General features: G+C 61.8%; 14 protein-coding genes. 1 reads left to right on the top strand and 13 read right to left on the bottom strand.

What is annotated here, in order from left to right; all coding sequences use genetic code 11:
* Positions 1-24 precede the first annotated feature (24 nt).
* From NKH71_RS12040 to NKH71_RS12005, 8 genes are all read right to left on the bottom strand, one after another.
* Positions 25-909, bottom strand: coding sequence for a dihydrodipicolinate synthase family protein (locus NKH71_RS12040; protein WP_023716962.1), 885 nt, complete (start codon positions 907-909; stop codon positions 25-27).
* Positions 910-1,111: 202 nt separating this feature from the next.
* Complete coding sequence (locus tag NKH71_RS12035; protein WP_352895036.1) at positions 1,112-2,908, bottom strand: ABC transporter ATP-binding protein; 1,797 nt, start codon at positions 2,906-2,908, stop codon at positions 1,112-1,114.
* Positions 2,905-3,849 (bottom strand): acetamidase/formamidase family protein, encoded by a 945-nt coding sequence (locus tag NKH71_RS12030; RefSeq protein ID WP_023716959.1) that lies wholly within the window; start codon positions 3,847-3,849, stop codon positions 2,905-2,907. The genes NKH71_RS12035 and NKH71_RS12030 overlap by 4 nt, the downstream gene beginning before the upstream one ends.
* Positions 3,839-5,482 carry an ABC transporter substrate-binding protein gene (locus NKH71_RS12025; RefSeq protein WP_352589034.1) on the bottom strand — a complete coding sequence of 548 codons (1,644 nt, stop codon included), beginning with the start codon at positions 5,480-5,482 and terminating at the stop codon, positions 3,839-3,841. The genes NKH71_RS12030 and NKH71_RS12025 overlap by 11 nt, the downstream gene beginning before the upstream one ends.
* A 32-nt stretch (positions 5,483-5,514) precedes the next feature.
* Positions 5,515-6,435 (bottom strand): ABC transporter permease, encoded by a 921-nt coding sequence (locus NKH71_RS12020; protein ID WP_352895035.1) that lies wholly within the window; start codon positions 6,433-6,435, stop codon positions 5,515-5,517.
* Positions 6,432-7,298 (bottom strand): ABC transporter permease, encoded by an 867-nt coding sequence (locus NKH71_RS12015; RefSeq protein WP_352895095.1) that lies wholly within the window; start codon positions 7,296-7,298, stop codon positions 6,432-6,434. Before NKH71_RS12015 ends, NKH71_RS12020 begins: the two co-directional genes overlap by 4 nt.
* A gap of 19 nt (positions 7,299-7,317) precedes the next feature.
* Positions 7,318-7,920, bottom strand: coding sequence for an ANTAR domain-containing response regulator (locus tag NKH71_RS12010; protein ID WP_023716955.1), 603 nt, complete (start codon positions 7,918-7,920; stop codon positions 7,318-7,320).
* Positions 7,917-9,044, bottom strand: a complete 1,128-nt coding sequence (locus tag NKH71_RS12005) for a transporter substrate-binding protein (protein WP_352483694.1) — start codon at positions 9,042-9,044, stop codon at positions 7,917-7,919. The genes NKH71_RS12010 and NKH71_RS12005 overlap by 4 nt, the downstream gene beginning before the upstream one ends.
* A gap of 517 nt (positions 9,045-9,561) precedes the next feature.
* Here NKH71_RS12005 and NKH71_RS12000 point away from each other — a divergent pair.
* The gene (locus tag NKH71_RS12000) at positions 9,562-10,677 is read left to right on the top strand and encodes a hypothetical protein (RefSeq protein ID WP_352483695.1); all 1,116 of its coding nucleotides are present in this window, start codon (positions 9,562-9,564) and stop codon (positions 10,675-10,677) included.
* A 54-nt stretch (positions 10,678-10,731) separates the two neighbouring features.
* Here the strand turns inward: NKH71_RS12000 and nadE are convergent, their stop codons facing one another.
* The 5 genes from nadE to NKH71_RS11975 form a co-directional block, all read right to left on the bottom strand.
* Positions 10,732-11,739: an NAD(+) synthase gene (nadE, locus tag NKH71_RS11995; RefSeq protein WP_352483696.1), complete on the bottom strand. Its 1,008-nt coding sequence runs from the start codon at positions 11,737-11,739 to the stop codon at positions 10,732-10,734.
* Positions 11,736-13,283: a class I adenylate-forming enzyme family protein gene (locus NKH71_RS11990; protein ID WP_352483697.1), complete on the bottom strand. Its 1,548-nt coding sequence runs from the start codon at positions 13,281-13,283 to the stop codon at positions 11,736-11,738. The genes nadE and NKH71_RS11990 overlap by 4 nt, the downstream gene beginning before the upstream one ends.
* A gap of 22 nt (positions 13,284-13,305) precedes the next feature.
* Positions 13,306-13,569 (bottom strand): acyl carrier protein, encoded by a 264-nt coding sequence (locus tag NKH71_RS11985; protein ID WP_156948004.1) that lies wholly within the window; start codon positions 13,567-13,569, stop codon positions 13,306-13,308.
* 19 nt (positions 13,570-13,588) lie between these two features.
* Positions 13,589-15,526 (bottom strand): asparagine synthase (glutamine-hydrolyzing), encoded by a 1,938-nt coding sequence (gene asnB / locus NKH71_RS11980; protein WP_352846088.1) that lies wholly within the window; start codon positions 15,524-15,526, stop codon positions 13,589-13,591.
* Between the two features lie 293 nt (positions 15,527-15,819).
* Complete coding sequence (locus NKH71_RS11975) at positions 15,820-16,788, bottom strand: NAD-dependent epimerase/dehydratase family protein (protein ID WP_352483699.1); 969 nt, start codon at positions 16,786-16,788, stop codon at positions 15,820-15,822.
* Positions 16,789-16,798 lie beyond the last annotated feature (10 nt).

Raw genomic sequence — 16,798 nt, 5'->3', positions numbered from 1 at the left:
TGTCGGCCAGCCCGGCCTTGTCGGTCAGGCCGCCTCTGTCGCAAACAGCCTGTCGTAGGCCGCGGCAAGCTGCCGCCGTCCTTGTGGGCCGATCGCCTCCAGGGGCGGGCGGACCGCCAGCCAGCGCTCGTCGCCGGTCGTGCGCGCGACCATGACCTTCACCGCCGGTGTGACCGGGTATTTGAGCAATTCGAGCACGAAGTCCTCGACGCGTGGGTCGTCGCGGCCGTCTTCGACCATTGCGAGGATTTCGCCGGTAACAAAATTAGCCATGCCGGAAATCGCACCCTGTCCGCCGCGGCGCACGCTTCTCGCCAGATGCCGTTCGTCGCCGATCAGGATCACCAGATCGCCATGCGCTTCAAGCAGCGCCTCACTGTAGCTCCAGTCCCCGCCGGAATCCTTCACCCCGGCCACCACAGCGGGAAAGGCGGCGCGCAACCGGCCGATCAGCCCAAGCGGGAGCGGCACCATGGTGACAGAGGGGATGTTATAGAGGAGCACATCACGCGCCAGCGGGCCGAGTGCGGCGAAGACGGCGGAAAACCATCCGAACAGCCCGTTCTCGCCGACATTCTTGAAGTAGCTCGGCGGAGCGAGCAGAATGTTGCGAACGCCGCGCTGCAAAGCGTGCCGAGCCTGATCGGCGGCATCTTCGATTGCATCGACCAGCACGCCGGCGACGAGCTGATGTGCCGGTATACCGGCCGCCAACATGGCTTCGGTGACGATCCGCCGCTCGTCGGTGCCCACCGAGGCTCCTTCCCCGGTGGTGCCGAACAGCGTCGCGCTGCTGCAGCCGGCGCCAAGGCAGGCTCGGGCGTGCGCGATCATCGGCGCGAGCGCTATCTGCCCCGACGGGTCGAAGGGTGTGGCTAAGGCAACCGAAAGACCAAAGCGGGAAGCCAATGCGATCTCCGTTGAAATCAATGTGCACGTAGCGTTAGCACGCTAACATGTCAGATGTAAACTGGCGATCTTGCCAACTCGGCATCGCCGATTGGCGCTGCCGCGGCAGCGCCATCACCGATCACATCCTGCCGCCCGAGCATCACATATGCTGCTGTCCCCGAGCGTCTGCGGATTGGCTGGACGAGGCGGCCTAAGCTGATCAAGTGGCGACGAGGTGGCCGTCGCCAACATCTTCAAGCTTGAGTTTCCGGGGCTCGTCACCGATGCGCCGCACAGCGCTTGGAATTTCGCTGTCCAAACGGGCGAACCGGGCGCGGCGCCGGCCTGGATCGGGAACCGGAACGGCTTCGATCAGCCGCTTTGTGTAAGGATGGCGCGGGTTGGAGAAGATCTGGTCGCGGGTGCCCATCTCGACGATCTGCCCCAGATACATTACCGCCACGCGATCGGAGATGTTCTCTACCACCGCCATGTCGTGCGAGATGAAGAGATATGCGACGCCGAATTCGCGCTGCAGTTCCTTCAGCAATCTTAACACGCGCGCCTGCACCGACACATCGAGAGCAGAGACGCTCTCGTCGGCAATGATCAGCTTTGGTCGCAGCGCCAGCGCCCGTGCAACGCAGATTCGCTGGCGCTGCCCGCCGGAGAATTCGTGGGGATAGCGCTCCATCTGGTCAGCGGAGAGGCCGACGCGTTCGAACAGTGCGGCGATCTGGGCGTGCCGTTGCTCTTTGTCGCCGAGGCCGTGGATCAGCAGAGGCTCGGCGACGAGATCGCCTACTCGCATGCGCGGGTCGAGGGACGCGAAGGGATCCTGAAAGATCATCTGCACATTGCGGCGTACAGCCTTGCGCTCCTTGCGGCTGAGCGCCGACAAGTCGTGGCTGCCGATTGAAATGCTGCCGGTGTAGGGCACCAGCCCGGCGATCGCCTTGGCCGTCGTCGACTTGCCGCAGCCCGATTCGCCGACCAGCGACAGCGTTTCGTGCGGCGCGATCGAGAAACTGACGCCCTCGACCGCGTGCACCCTGCGGTCAACGCGACCGAAGAAGCCGCCGCGCAGGTCGAAGCGGACGTGAAGATCGCTGACGGATACAAGCTCGGCCGGCATGTGGGCGGCGTCTTGTCGGTCTTCGGCCGGCCGTCCACCGCCGATGCGTGGCACGGCGGCCAGAAGCTCGCGCGTATAATCTGCCTGCGGGCGGGTGAAGATGTCGGTCGCGCTGCCCTGCTCGACCATCCGGCCATCGCGCATGATGATAACGCGGTCCGCCATCTCGGCGACGACACCCATGTCGTGCGTGATCAGGATAACGCTGGTGCCGTGCTCGCGCTGCAGGTCACGCAGCAACTCCAGCACCTCGCCCTGAACGGTGACGTCGAGGGCGGTCGTCGGTTCATCGGCGATCAGCACATCCGGGTTCAGGGCCAGAGCCATGGCAATCATCACACGCTGGCGCATGCCGCCTGAGAGTTCGTGCGGATAGTGCTCGAGCCGCCGTTCGGCATCCGGAATTCGGACTGCCTTCAGCGCCTCGAGCGCCCTCAGCCGCGAGTTGGAGCGCGACAGCGAGGCGTGTGCCTCGATCGCCTCCGTGAGCTGCCGGCCGATGGAAAGAACCGGATTGAGCGATGTCATCGGTTCCTGAAAGATCATGGCAATGCGGTCGCCGCGGATGCGGCGCATACCACTCTCGCTAAGAGCCGCGAGATCCTGATCGCCGAGCCGGATGGAGCCTGATCTGATGCGTGCCGCCGGCTGCGGCAGCAAGCCCATGATGGCCAGCGCCGTCATCGACTTGCCGGAACCGGACTCGCCGGCGATGCAAAGCGTTTCGCCGCGCATCAGGTCGAATGTCAGGTCGGAAACGACGTCGCGGTCGCCCTCGTCGCCGCGCACGGCGACGCTCAGACCTGAGACGCTGAGTACCGGCCTGACAGAGCCACTCTCCGCGGCGCCCTGCCCGGATCGTTTGATGTCCTCCACCTTCATTCAAAGACGCAGCGGGGGAAGTAGAAAGAAACCACCCAGTTGGGCATGTCGACGATCTCGCTGATGCGCAGGTCGCCGCAAACCGACACGAGCATATAGGCGTCTACCGGATCCATGCGGTAGCGGCCGGAGAGCAGGTCGATCATCTGCGAGACGGCGCTCCTGGCGCCGTCCATCAGATCCGGCCCGATACCGGTTGTCACCTCATAGCCCTTGGCGTCGAGATGTCGCGACACCGGACCGGGCGTCGTGAAACGCGGCGTCCGCAGCCGGGCATCCTTGACCAGATCGAGCGTCAGCACGGCGTCCATGGGGCTCTCGATCGCCGTGCCGCAGACCTCGCCGTCGCCTTGCGCGGCGTGCGTGTCACCGACCGAGAACAACGCTCCCGCGACCTCTACGGGCAGGTAGAGCACCGTGCCGGCAGCGAGATCACGGATGTCCATATTGCCGCCCACGCGCCGCGGCGGGACCACCGAATGCAGACCCGGCTCAGCCGGGGCATTGCCGATGGTGCCGGCGAAGGGCTTGAGCGGCACCCGGCCGCTCTTGCCGAACAGCGCGGGTTCGAGCGAGGCGGCGTCGTACTTCCAGATATTCAGTGCCGGTTGAGTGAAGTCATCCGCCAACAGACCGAATCCCGGGATATTCGCTGTCCAACCGAAGCCGGACGGCTTGAACGCCTCGATGGTGATTTTCAGGGCATCGCCCGGCTCTGCCCCGTCGACATAGATTGGCCCAGTGACCGGGTTCACCTTGGCAAAATCGAGCAAAGCAACGTCGTCAACGGTGCTCTCCATCGTCAGCTGCCCGCCGGACGAGTCCAGGCACTGGAACTCGATCGTCGACCCTGGCGCCACCCGTTCGGCCGGGACAAAGGAATTGTCCCAGCCGAAATGATGGTGGCGCCCGTGGATGGTGTAGTCGCAGTTATTGCACATCGGTCACATACACATTGTCGTAGTTGATCGGGATGTGGACCGGGTCGACATAGAGGTTGTCCGCGCCACCCATGCGGGTTGATTTCATGGTGAAACGCTGCTCGTTGAACACCGGTGCCCAGGGCGCGTCTTCCATGATCTTGCCGTAGATCTCGCTCCACATCTTGGCGCGTTCGCCAGCCTTGGCCGGGTCGACGATGGAGTCGGCTTCGGCCGCCTTGGCGTCGAGCTCCTTGTTGCAATACCACGACCAGTTCCAGCCGCCCGGGACGGCACCAGCGCAGCCAAGGATCGGGCCGTAGAAGTTCGACGGATCGGGGAAGTCGGCGATCCAGGCCATGCCGCCGGACCAGATCATCGGCGCACCGGCCTTGTCGCCGCCGGCGGCGATGACGTTGGCCTGGGCGAGCGACTGGATGCTGGCCTTAATGCCGACCGCCGCCAGATCCTGCTGGATGGCCTGCGCGATACGCGGGTTGGGATCGGTATTCATGGCAAACAGCTGCGTGTCAAAACCACCGGGATGCCCCGCCTCGGCAAGCAAGGCCTTGGCCTTGGCTACGTCATAGGAATAGCCCTTGAATTCTTTGTCGTAGCCAGGCATCGACGGCGGCAATGGCTGATTGGCCGGCACCGCACGGTTGTTGATCAGTTGGACGATGCGGTCCTTGTTGATCGCCATGTTGACCGCCTGCCGCACCTTCACATTGTCGAACGGCGCCATGGTGGTATTCATGGTGATATAGCCGGTGTGCAACTGGCCGCCCTCGACGACACGGGCCTTCTGCTCGGGATCGGCCATCACCTCCTGGAATTTCGCCGGCGGAATGCCGTCGCCGGGAACGTCGATCTCGCCTTTCTGGAGCCGCAGCAGCGCCACGATCGGCTCCTGACCGATCTCAAAGGTGATCTTGTCGAGATGCGGCAGGCCCTTGTGCCAGTAATCCGGGTTACGCTCGAAGACCACGCGCTGGCCGAGCGTCCATTCCGCGAGCTTGAAGGCGCCGGTGCCGACCGGATGTTTGCCGAAGTCCGCGCCGTATTTCTCGACCTCTTCCTTCGGCACGACATGCGAGAAGTTGATCGCCATGACATGCAGGAAGGTGGCGTCGGGCCGGGTCAGCTCGAACTTGATCGTGTAGGGATCGACGACGGTTATGCCGGCCAGGCTTTCCGCCTTGCCGGCAGCGACATCGTCATAGCCTTTGATCGACCCGAAGAAGCCGGCACCAGGGCTCTGTGTCTTTGGATTGGTGACCCGGTCGAGCGAATATTTCACGTCGTCGGCGGTCATCTCACGGCCATTGTGGAACTTCACTCCTTGGCGCAGCTTGAAGGTGAAGGTCTTGCCGTCGGGCGCAATCTCGTAGCTCTCGGCAAGGTCGGGCCGCAGGTTGGTGGTGCCCGGCTCGTAGTCCATCAGCCCGTCGAACAGGCTCTTGATCATCGACCAGTTCTGCCAGTCATAGCCGATGGCCGGATCGAGCGTAGCGACGTCGTCCTTGTAGGTAATGGTGATCGCGCCGCCCTGCTTGGCATTCGGATCGACGGCGTCTTCGGCGCGTACGCTCGTCATGCCAAGCACCAGCGCAAGCGCCGATGCCGCCACGGTCGATATCAGATATTTTCTCATGTCATGTTCCCTTTCTCTGGTGTTCTTGGTTTTCATCTGAGCTTGATGCGTGGATCGATGAACGGTGCGACAGTGTCGGCCAGGAGATTGCCGAGCACGATGGCAAAGGCCGAAACCAGGGTGACCCCCATGATGATCGGAATGTCGATGCGCTGAATGGCCTGCCAGGCTAGCTGGCCGATGCCTGGCCAGCCGAACACGCTTTCGACAACCACGATGCCGCCCATGAAGATGCCGATGTCGATGCCGATCATGGCAATGACCGGCAGGATGGCGTTGGGCAGCGCGTGCCGGAAGATAATGGCGCTGCGTGCAAGACCCTTGGCACGCGCGGTACGCACGTAATCCTGGCGCAGCACGTCGATCATCGACGAGCGCATCATGCGGGCGTACCAGCCTGCGCCGAGAATTCCCATGGTCAGCGACGGCAGCACCAGATGGCGCCAAGTGCCGTAACCGCCGATCGGGAACCAACCGAGCCGCACCGCGAACACATAAAGCAGCAGCAGGCCGACAACGAATTGCGGCGCCGAGACGCCGACGAAGGAGGCGACCATCAGCGACTGGTCGGTGGCGGTGCCGCGCTTGACGGCGGCGATGAGGCCCATCGTAAGCCCGATCACGACTTCGCAAGTAATGGCGCCGACCATCAGCAGCAGGCTTGCCGGCAGCCGCGAGACGATCAGCTCCGTGACCTCCGAGCGCTGAATGTAGGAGCGCCCCAGATCGCCGCTGAGCAGGCTGATCAGATAGTGCCAATACTGGACGACAAAGGGCTGGTCGAGGCCGAGCTGCCGGCGGATGTTCTCGACCGTCTCGGGCGTGGCGCTGCGGCCGGCGATCTGGCGGACGGGATCGGCGGGCAGCAGATAGAGCAGCGCAAAGGTGATCAGAGAGACGCCGAGCAAGATGAGCACGGCCTGGACAACGCGGCGGCCGAGATAGGCGATCATGCCCGCCCCCTTTGCGTCGGATCGAGGATGTCGCGCAGCGCATCGCCGACCAGGTTAAAGGCCAACGCCAGCGCCAGGATCGCCGCACCCGGAAAGAAAACCAGCCAGGGCGCTGCCTGGAAATAGGTCTGGTTTTCGAAGATGATGTTGCCCCAGGAAGCAGTCGGCGGTTGCACGCCGATACCGAGATAGCTGAGCGTCGCTTCCAGAAGCACAGTGGTCGAGATGCCGAGCGTGCCCCAGACGATGATCGTCGGCAAAAGGTGCGGCAGGATATGACGGAACAGGATGCGTGGGGCGCTTGCGCCGATAGTGCGCTCGGCATCGATGAACTCGCGCTCGGCGAGCGAACTTGTCTCGGTGTAGATGACGCGGGCGGTCTGCACCCAGTTCACCAATGCGATCACCATGGCGACGATCCACAGGCTCGGCTGGAGTACCGCCGCCAGGCAGATGGCGAGCAGCAGCGCCGGGAAAGCCATCATCAAATCGGTGAAGCGCATAAGCGCGCTGCCGATCCAGCCGCGGAAATAGCCGGCCATGATGCCGACCAGCGTGCCGATCAGAAGCGCCACGCCGTTGGCGACTATGCCGATGATCAGCGACGTGCGCGCGCCGAAGAGGAGACGGGTCAGCAGGTCGCGGCCAAGCAGGTCGGTGCCTAGCCAGAATTGGACTCCAGGCGGCAGTGGCGCGCCTTCAAGCGTGAGCCCGTCAAACATCTGCTCGTTCGGATCGTAGCCTGTCAGCCACGGTGCAAGAATGGCGCCGGCCAAGACAAGGGCAACAATCCCGAGGCCGAACAAAGCGAGAGGCCGTTTTAGCAGACGTCGCCAGACGCCGGCGCGAGGCTTGGCTGGCATACGCCCGGCGGCTGAAAGTTCAGGCGCGATCGGATTGGTCATCGTCGCCTTCTTCTTGTGTCATCGCCACGATCCGGCGCGCGGCGTCCTCGACGCTGATTTGCCAGCTCATCGCCAGCGAGCGGAGCTGCGCATAGGCACGGCCGTCCTCGGCGCCCTTCGACAAGACCTCCACCGCGCGTACGATGGTCTGGCGCTCCGCGACCCGCTGACGAAGCGAGGCGATCTCGCTGGCCAGAAGCTTGCGCGCCTCGAAACTCTGCCTTGCGATCAAAAGCGCGCTATAGACGCCGGCGTTGCCGACCGGTTTCAGCAATTGGGCATCGGCCTTGTGCGACAGTGCCCATTCGACACGCCCCGGCGCCTCGGAGCCGATCAGCGCTATCAGCGGCATCGGTGCCTCGCCCGGCTTCCACGGAAATTGCTCGTCAAAGCCGAGGTCTACGTCGAAGAAAACGAAGTCCGCCGCCAAGGCTTCGGCCGGCAGTTCCGGCCAGAAGCCAATCGCCTCAAGGCCGATGGCCGACAATTGCCTTGTGATCGCCTGCACGGTCGGATGTGGACGATGCAGGACAAAAGCCCTGGCGCCTCCAAGGTTCGGGATACGCGCCATCTTGCTCACGACACCACCCGCAGGCGTGCCCGCCCGAACGTCTCCGTCCGGTCATAGCGGGAAAGGTAGGGATCGGGTGCCACGCCCTTCGTCAGCGTGACCGTTTTGAACGATGTCCCATCGATACGTCCGATCTGCACCGGCAAGGTAGCGTGCTGGGTTTGCGGATCGATGGCGATGTCGCCCAGCGGTGTTCGAAATGATGTTCCGGCAAAGACCTTGGGCAGGTCCGTCCATTGTGCACCGGGGTTGCGGGTGAGGATCTCGGCGAGCGTGCGCACCGAGGCATAAGCCGCCGCCTCGAAGGATGAGGCAGGCATGACGGAAGACACTGAAGCCGCTCCGCGATCCGCCCCCGAGGTGTCGTGAAAATAGGGCCCAACGGAAAGATGACCATCCCCTGCCCCGTTGAGCGCCGGCAATTCGCATTCCGTGAGATTGCAGGACAGGATCGGGCAACGCTCCGGCCTGAAATGCGGGTCGCGCCGGCCAAGCTCGGCATAGGCGGCGATAAACGCATAGGAAGAAGGGCCGATGAGATTGTTCAGAATGAAATCAGGTCTCGTCGCCTGTACCTCCGCGATCAGCCTCGCAACATCGACCTCGCCAAGCGGCAGATAGCGTTCGCCCAGCACCTTGCCGCCGGCGTCCGCAATCAGGTCGCGCGCCACACGGTTGGTCTCCCAACCCCAGATGTAGTTGGAACCGAGCAGGAAGCCGTCGGCGCCGAAACGAGGCACGACATAGGCAAGTAGCGGTACCAGATGCTGATTGGGGCAGGCGTGGGTGTAGACGACATGCTCATTGGCTTCGAAGCCCTCGTACGGGCAGGCATACCACAGCGTGCCGCCTGCCCTTTCCAGGATTGGAATGACCTCCTTGCGGCTCCACGAGGTGACGCAGCCAATGATGTGACGCGCGCCGCTGTTGGCGAGAATGTCCGCGCAGCCGCTTGCATACCGATCGATGTTGCCCTGCGGGTCGCGCTCGACCGGGATGAATTCGAAGGGGACAACGGGATCGGCGTTGACGTCGGCGATGGCGTTCATCGCGCCCGCACGGCAGGATTCGGACACCAGCCGGTAGTTGCCGGACCGCGAATAGAGAATGCCGATCTCGATATGCCGTTTCAAGCAAAGCCTCAAAATGACAATGCCCCGCAGCCACCGCCGCAAGGCGAGGCATACGAGGCATTCTTGCCGCCCGGCGGCCAGAGCCGGTATTTGTCTCACCGTATTACGCCCGCGCCCCCAGTCAAGAGCCGCCACACGAAACTTTGGCCAGCCGAAACGGTTCGACGCGGAGCACGCAACTCATGCCGCTGGTCGTGTAGAGTCCGCCGGGAACCAAAATTACTGATGTCCAGGTATGAGGCCGGACAACCTGGTTCGCTACCATTCAAAGCAACGACTTTAATATCGGTTTACCTGAATCTGCTAGCAGCAATGACGCCGGTTTTCGTCGGTCAAGCAAAGGGTCCACCTTGCCGCAGCAATTCAGCACTCCGTTCAGTCACCGGGGCGACCGCAACTGGTCGAGGTTGCACGGCTTCATGGGCGTCGAGTTGGAACTCGCGTCCGATGTTCTCGTGCCTCGTGTCGCCTTGGCCCGGAAGCTCGGCGGACGGGACTTCGGTGCCGGGAGCCGGGCTTGAGCATCATTCGCGCCTTGCAAGGCGCCGACCTCCCGGCAGTCGCGGACATGTTTCAGCGCGTGCTGCTGAAGGAAGGGACGAAAGCGCCGGCCTCTCTCGTCGAATACATGAGACGGTTTTATCTGGATGCGCCCGGTTGCGGCGGCGACCTCCGGTCGCTTGTCCATGTCAACGACGCCGGTCGCGTCTCCGGATTTGTCGGTGTCCACGTGCTGCCGATGACGTTCAACGGCCGACAACTACGCGCCGCCATCTGTAGCTCGCTCATGGTCGAGGACCATGAGCACGATCCGCTGGCCGGCGCCCGCTTGCTGAAAGCATACCTTGATGGTCCGCAGGACATCTCCTTCAGCGAGACGGCCAACGATATCTCCGTGAAATTGTGGACCCGGCTGCGCGGCGCGGTCCTGCCGCAATACAGCCTTGACTGGGTCCGCGTGATGCGCCCCGCGGCCTTCATGCTCAGCCTTTCCGCCAATCGCCTGACGCTTGCCCGAATGCTCAATCCGTTGGCGCGTGCCGTCGACCGATTTTATTGCAGGAGGATGACGCCCAGCGAACGACGCTGGTCAGGTGTGGCGGTGGAAGGGGCAGGCCACGGAGCATTTCGGATATCCGAAATCGACAGCCACACATTTGCCAAGCTCATCGAGCCGTTTACCGCTCAATTCGCCCTGCGCCCGGATTGGACGGAAGGCCAACTCGACCACATCCTGACCGATGCGGCACAGAAGCCGGATTTAGGCGAGCTTGTCTTCGGTTGCGTGACATCGCCAGTCGGCAACAATGTCGGCGCTTTCGCCTATTACGCACGGAAGTATCAAATTGGTCGCGTGCTGCAGATCCTCGCCCTCCCCGGCCAGGCGGGCTCGGTGATAGACTGCCTTATCGATCATGCCGCCGCGCGCGGCGTCAGCGGCCTGCGCGGACGTGTTCAACCTGCACTTCTGGAGGCGATGCTTGGACGACGCATCGCTTTCCTGACCGTTGCCTCAACGGTGGTGCATTCACGTGATCCAGAGCTGTTGGACGCCATGAAGAACTCGCAAGTCTTCCTGAACGGTCTTGCGGGCGAGCAGTGGAGCCGGCTGATCGGGAGCCGTTTCAGCTAGAGTCGGGACACGTTCAAATCGAACCGTCCATCCGTGGCCCGGTTTCGAGGCGGTTCAGGTGCCGATTTCCTCGACTTCATCAACGAGTTGCGGACGCTGGTGCAGATAACGCGTCGCCTTGCGTTTGGCGATGATATCGGCCCAGACGCGTTCCACTTGTGAGGCGGCCAACCCCGCCGCCTGCCCCACCAGCTCAGCCGCCACGCCGTTGTTGAGGCCGTAAAGGCAAATATCCATACGGTCATAAGGAAGCGAGAAGTAGAACTCCTCCTGGGTCTGCGCCAGCGAGTAGGTATCGGTGGTCGGCGGCCGGTTCCGGATTTCCTCCGGAACACCGAGATGGGCCGCCAGCGCATAGACCTGCGTTTTATAGAGGTGCGCGATCGGCTTGACGTCCGCTGCGCCGTCACCGTTCTTCACGAAGAAACCCTGATCGTATTCCAGCCGGTTCGGCGTTCCAAGGACGGCGAAGTTCAAGCGGTCGGCGTGATAGTATTCGATCTGCTTGCGGGTGCGCTGTTTCATGTTGGTGGCGGCGACGATACCAAGATAGACAGGCAACGGCATTCTCAGTTTCGTCTGCTTGCCTTCCGGATCCTGCACCACCAGGGATGAGATATTGTAGCCCTTGCCCTCGAGGGCGTTCGCGATCACGATCTTCGAGGCCCAGCCTTCGGCGTATTCCGGGACCAATTCGCGGATAAAGGCGTCGCGACGCTGGTAGCAGCCCATCGCGCTCAGGGTCGGCCCGATATCCTCTACGATAGCCTCGACGCCAAAAGTTTCGGCGACGAGGCGGCCGAGCCGCAGACTTTCGGGATCGGAATCGCTTTCCGGCATGAACAGGCAAAGCACATTCCGCGGTCCGACGGCTCGCGCGGCCAACGCGACCGACACGCTCGAATCGATCCCGCCCGAAAGACCGAGCACAAGGCCCCGCTTGCGAAACCCGCGCAACTGCTGACGCAAAGCCGTTACGACACGGTCCGTTTCGGCGGCCAGGTCGATCGCCAGAGCCTGCGCCAGAAAGGTCCGCGCGTCCTTGGCGGGGCGAACATTCATTGAGCGGCCTCCATGGTTTCTGCCGCAAGCCGACGACTGACCTTGCCGGTATCGGTCTTCGGCAGTTCCCGGCGGAACTCGATGACCCTGGGGACCATAAAGTCCTCAAGGTGGCGTGCACAATGACGAATGATATCCTTTTCGCTAAGCGCCGGGTCGGACCGTACGATGAGTGCACCGATCGCATGCCCGAGCACGGGATCCGGCACACCGACAACCACTGCTTCCGCGATGCCCGGATGCGCGTGAAGCACGGCTTCCACTTCCTTGGGCGCGACTTTCTCCCCCCGCGACTTTATGATGTCGTCCTTGCGGCCGACGAAATAAAGAAAGCCTTCCTCATCGGCCCGGAACAGATCGCCGGTGTAGAGAACCATCTCCCAAGGATTCGGACCTGGGCGAAGGGCTTGTGCCGTCGCAGCTTCGTTTCGCCAATAACCCTGCATGACGTGCGGCCCGCGAATGACCAACTCACCTGCTACGCCCGGCGGCACTCGTTGCCCGTAGTCGTCGACGACAAAGGCCTCGGTGTTCGGAATGGCTATCCCGACCGACCCCGGCCGGTGGTCGAGTTCCTCGGGTGGCAGATAGGTGCAGCGCTTGCATTCCGTCAGGCCATACATCGAATAGAGCCTGACATCGGGGAAAAGAAACCGCAGGCGTTCTATGTGAGCCGGCGGCAAGGCAGCCGCCGTGTTGGAAATATAGCGAAGGCTGGGCAGGAAGCCCGGCGCCAGGTCACGCATCTGCAGGATCATCGCTGCCATCGTGGGCACGAGCGGAAGACCGGTGACGCCTTCCTGGCGGATACGTTCAAAGACCGCCTGGGGAAAAGCGAAGGACTTCTCGAGCACGAGCGTGGCGCCGAGCCTGACAGCCATCAGCAACTGATAGAGCCCGTAGTCGAAAGCCAGGGGCAGAACATTCAAGATGATGTCGTCCGGCGAATTGCGCAGATAGGTGGTGATTGAGTCGGCCGCCGCGTCGCAATTGCGGTGCGTCATCATCACGCCCTTGGGCCGGCCGGTCGAGCCCGAGGTGTAGATCAACATCGCAAGATCGACGTCAATGCCGCGGTGGTCAATCTCCCTGGCTTGGAACGTCAAGCAATCCGCCAGGGATGTGGCGCCTGCCGGGCATTGGTTATCCGCACCAAGGGTGGAAGCCACGAAGATGCCGGTCTTGCCGGAGGATCCGGACGCCTCGGCGACCAAGGGCATCAGTTTTGCTTGCGTAAGGATCGCAGCTGCGTCGCAATCGGCGATGATGTAGGCAAGCTTTTCGGCCTTGGTAGATGCGTTGATCGGACTGAAAGTCGCGCCTGCCTTAAGAACTGCGAAAATCGAAACCGCAGCCTCCCAGCAATTGTCCATGAAGATCAGGACGCGGTCGTCGCGCCTGACGCCATTCGTGAAAAGGGCGGCGGCCAGGCGGCTTGAGAGATCGTCCAGCTCTTCGTAACACAGCCTTTTGTGCTCGGTGATCAATGCCGTTTTGGCTGGATGGGCAGCGGCCTTGGCAGCCAGAAAATGTTCGATCCGCACGGACGCTCCTCGCCAATTGCGCCTACGCTGCCAGCGCTTCTGCTTTCGCCTTGATGAAGGCGGAGATACGGTCAATCGAATCCAGATTGGCCGGTACGATGTCGGTATCGACCATCGCGATGCCGAAATCATCCTCAATGAAAGCTACGAGTTCCAGCACGGCCGTCGAGTCGATGATGTCGTTCTCGATCAGTGATGCCGTGTCTGCAAGCTCGTAGGACGAGTCGCCGAACAGGAAGTTGTCGACGATAAAGGTTTTGACCTTGTCCTTGATTGTTACCATGATGTTTTCTTCCCTCGATTTCTCAGGCCGCTCGTGCTGTACCGACCTTTTGGCCGGTGAAAATCTTCTGCCACAGTTGGGTCGACAAAATGCCGACGAAGGCAGCATTGTCGCGGAACCCGGACGCTGGCTGCAAGCGGCATTTCTCGTGCAGGTTCGCCACCGCCTTGGCGTTGAATAGTCCTCCGGCGGCGATGCTCGCCTCGCTGAGCGAGTCGCGCACGTAGTCCAGTTCTCCGGCTCCAACGAAGGAGCGGGCTTCCGGCGCCCGGTAAGGCTGTTTGGTGCGCTCCCCGATGGCCGTCGGGAGCAAGTGCTTGGCAACTTTGCGCAGTATGTGTTTTTCCACCAGTCCCTTCAGCTTCATTTCCGGCGGAAGTCTTGCTGCAAACTCCACCAAACGATGATCGAGGAAGGGGAAACGCCCTTCAATACCGTGCGCCATGGCCATCCGGTCGCCCTGGCTCGAGAGGATGTAGCCCGGCAGGAGAAAGCGGGTTTCGAGATATTGCCCCTGATGCAGCGGATGCCACCGGGAAAACGCCTCAGGCAACCGGCTGGCCAGTTCCTCGGCTGCGTCATAGCCCTTCAATGTCGCGCGCAGGTCACCGGAAAAGAACATCTTCGCCGCTGATGTGGTCTTGAAACGCGGCCGATGCGAGAACAGCGGATCGTCCAGGGCAGCGCTGCCGGTGCCGAAGAACGCAGCCAGGTACTCCACGGACTGCTGTTGCAGCCCCGGCAGATAGGGATAAAGCTTGCGGAACAGCTGTGGCCTGCTGCGCGATGCCGGCTGTCGTCCGCAGAAACGGCGAACCCGCGCTTCCTTGAAGACATCATAGCCGGCAAAGACCTCGTCGGCGCCTTCGCCTGTCAGCACCACTTTCAAACCGGCCTGGCGAACGAGGCCGGACAGTTGATAGAGGGGGGCGGGGGCGGTGCGGATGATCGGCCGTTCGGCAAAGCGGATGACTTCGGGAAACACACCGGCGATATCGCCGGCACGGCAGGCGATGGTTCGATGATAGGTGCCAAGCGCCAACGCCATTTCGGTCTGAAAGGCGCTTTCGTCATGCTCGGCGCTGTCGAACGTCACGGAAAATGTCTGCAGCTTAAGAGGAGTCATGCCGGCCGCGATTGCCGAAACGAGGGATGAATCGAGCCCGCCCGAAAGGTAAGAACCGACCGGAACGTCGGCGCGCATGCGAAGCTTCACCGCGTCGGTCAAAAGGGCCTGCAGTTCTTCGGCCGCATCGTCCTCATTGCTAATTTTTGATGGCGCGTCGAGATACGGGTAGTCTAGGTGCCAATATGGTTTGACCGTGACTTGCCCCAGTGTCGCGATCATCACGCTTCCCGGCTCCAGCTCGTGGATGTTGCGGAAAGCCGTGCGTGGAGCGATCGGCGCCCACAGCGTAAAGATCTGGTCGAGTGCGATCTGATCGATTTCGGCCGAGACGCCGGGCACCTTCAGCAGGGCTTTTATCTCCGACGCAAAGTAGAGCACCCCGTCCCTGCTGGTGTAGAACAGCGGCCGAACACCCATGCGGTCTCTTGCAAGCACCATCCGCCGACGCCGATTATCCCATATCGCGAAGGCGAAATCACCGTTCAGGAGCGACAGGCAGTCCTCGCCCATCTCGTCATACAGCTGCAGGAGAACTTCTGTGTCGCTCGACGTGCGGAAGCGTCGGCCCTTGGCCAGCAGTCCTTCGCGCAATTCCACGTAATTGAAAATCTCGCCGTTGAACGCAATCGTCAAATTGCCGGTCTCGTCGGACATCGGTTGCTGGCCATCACCAATCCCGATCACCGACAGCCGCGCATGCCCAAGTCCAGCTTCGGGCGCTACGAATTTCCCTTGTTCATCCGGCCCGCGATGGGCGATCGCAGACGTCATGCGCGCAAGCAAAGCTTCCGCATCCCGGACTGAACCGAAATAGCCCCCGAATCCGCACATCTACACAGCTCATACTGAACAGCAAGCCACAGAACATAGCGTTCATAAGCGCCTCAAAGGTTAATCAGATACTTTTCAGCGAGCATGTGGTTAACAGGATGTTAGGACAGTATGATGCTTTTTGCAGTCCGACTTGTACCCACTCCAGGTCACGCTTGATGGTGAGCTACTGTCGCACGAGCCCATGGGCCAGGTTCTTCAAAGCTTCGCGCCGGATCAGTTGCGGATTTGGGCCGAATGCCAGTGATATCGGTTCGCATCGAGATAGGAGATGTCACAGCGAGCGGTGCAAATTACTGCTTCGAGTACGGCCGGTACCAATCGACAAACTTCTTCAGCCCGTCCTCTATCGAAACGCTAGGCCTAAAGCCGAAATCCCGCTCCAGCGCGGTCATGTCAGCATAAGTCTTCTCGACGTCGCTCGCCTGCATCGGCTCGTTGTGGCGGATTGCCTTGACCCCGAGCAGCCTTTCCAGAATGTCGATGAAGTCGCCCAGCCGCACCGGCCGGTTGTTGCCGACATTGTAAAGCCTGTTCGGCGGAACGTCCGTGGGGGGCTTGTCGAGCACAGCGACAACCGCCTTCACAACATCGTCTATGTAGGTGAAATCGCGCCACATTTCGCCATTGTTGAAGACCCGGATCGGATTGCCCTCGAGCATCGCCTTGCTGAACATCCAATAGGCCATGTCGGGGCGGCCCCAGGGACCATAGACCGTGAAAAACCGCAGGCCGGTCTGCGGTATGCCGAACAGATGGGCGTAGGTGTGGCTCATCAGTTCATCGGTTTTCTTGGTGGCGGCGTAAAGCGAGACGGGCTTGTCGACCTGATCGGCCTCGCTGAACGGCACGCTGCGGTTGCCACCATAGACCGAGCTCGACGAGGCATAGACCAGATGCTCGAATGCCGGTTCGGCGCGACAGAATTCGAGCACTTCGAGGTGGCCCATGACATTGGAACGGATATAGAGCCGTGGATTGTCGAGTGAGTGACGCACGCCGGCCTGCGCTGCGAGATGCACGATCCTGACGATGCCTTTCCCGGCCAAAGCGGCCGCAAGCGCGCCCTGTTCGGCAATATCGATCTGGTGGAACGAAAAATCCTTACGGGGCAGAAGGCGGGCAAGCCGCCCCTTTTTGAGCGCCAGGTCGTAATAGTCGTTCATGTTGTCGACGCCGACGACCGCTTCTCCCCGGTTGAGCAGATGGTGGCAAACATGACTGCCAATGAACCCCGCGGCTCCGGTGACAAGTATAGGCAACAAGCTTCTC

Origin of the sequence: Mesorhizobium sp. M0983 (assembly GCF_040318975.1) — a bacterium.
Classification (GTDB): domain Bacteria; phylum Pseudomonadota; class Alphaproteobacteria; order Rhizobiales; family Rhizobiaceae; genus Mesorhizobium.
The sequence above is the reverse complement of the archived record's forward strand: the minus strand, read 5'-3'. Positions and strand labels throughout refer to the sequence as shown.